This window comes from Nocardiopsis sp. TNDT3, from assembly GCF_003427465.1.
In the GTDB taxonomy this organism is placed as follows: Bacteria; Actinomycetota; Actinomycetes; order Streptosporangiales; family Streptosporangiaceae; genus Nocardiopsis; species Nocardiopsis dassonvillei.
This window is the reverse complement of the sequence record NZ_QPFC01000158.1, coordinates 1-1,302: the sequence shown is the minus strand read 5'-3', so window position 1 is coordinate 1,302 and position 1,302 is coordinate 1. Positions and strand designations below refer to the sequence as shown.

General features: G+C 75.3%; 1 protein-coding gene. It reads right to left on the bottom strand.

Annotated features, from left to right (window positions below; all coding sequences use genetic code 11):
• Positions 1-268: 268 nt before the first annotated feature.
• On the bottom strand, positions 269-1,302 hold a 1,034-nt coding region (locus DQW06_RS04385; RefSeq protein WP_117198002.1), incomplete at its 5' end, for a hypothetical protein.

Genomic DNA, 1,302 nt, shown 5'->3' with positions numbered 1-1,302 from the left:
CCGGCGGGCGTCCCGGAGGAGTTCGACGAACCCGCCCCGGCCCGAGGCGACCCCGACCGACACCGTCTCCTTGGCGGAGGTGAGGGGGTGGACGCTCTCCCTGACTTCACTCATTCGCCCAATGTGTCAGAAGCCGGAGGCGTTTGGGGACGATTGCCGAAGTCCCCACTGTCCGCATCCGGACAACTACCGCGATGCTGGTCGCAACCGGTGCCGCGGTGTCCGGGGGCCCACGGCCGCGCGCCCCGGACGCGGTGGCCGCGGGGGCTCACCCGTGGGCGACCAGGTCGTGTCCGGCCAGGCGGCTGACGCGCTCGTCGCGGACCTGCCGGGCGAGGGCTGCGGTGGCGGCGAGTTCGGCGACGTCCGCGGCCCGGGTGCCGAGGAAGCCCGCCGCGGCCAGGTGTTCGGTGTACTCCGCGGTCGAGTCCACCGCATCCTGGCACTGCTCCCACTCCCGGTGGGCCGCGACGGCCTGCTCGACCAGGCGTCCGTACTCGGTGATCTGGGCGACCCGGGCGCGCACGGCCTCCTCGACGGCGTGCAGGTGCTCTCGCTGGGGCTTGAGCGCCTCCCTGACGCGGGGAGAGACCGCCCGCTGCCAGCGGCGCTGGTGGGAGCGGCGCAGTTCGCGCTGCCGGGCCAGGAGCGAGGCGATGCGCCACTCCTGCTCGTGCAGGACGGTCAGCGCCCGGTCGGTGTCCAGGGACTCCCCGCCGAGTTCGGTCCGGGCCCCGCGCACCAGGTCGATCGTGCGCTGCACCTCCACCAGCAGGGCGTGGTCGCCCTCACTGACGTCGTCGGGCAGCACCACGCGCTCCCGGTACCGCTCCCGGTCGGTCCGGCGCACCCGCGAGGTGAGGGTGTCGGCGGTGACCACGGCGACGAGCACCCCGAACACCACCCACGGGATGCCCGGGGAGGGGTCCTGGGGCACGACGTCCAGCAGCCAAACCGGCGCGGTGACCAGCGTGCCCGCCCCCGCCGCGGCGCCCGCGGCCCGCACGGCGGGGTGGGCGTCCCGCCGGAAGGCCAGGGCCGCGACGTAGGCGACGAGGCTGACGCTGGCGATCACCATGCCCAGGTACCAGCCCGCCGTGATCAGGGCCAGGGTCGTGGTGAACCCGACGCCGAGCAGGTGGACACCGCTGTCGGACAGCCTCGGAGGGCGGGCCTCGGGGGGCCCTCCGCCGCCTCTGGGCGGGGGTTCCGGAGGCCGTGCCCCCAGGGAGGCCTCCCGGCGCTGGCGGTCGGGCAGGGCGGGGTCGATGACGGGTCGCGGCCGGATGGCGTCCTCACGCA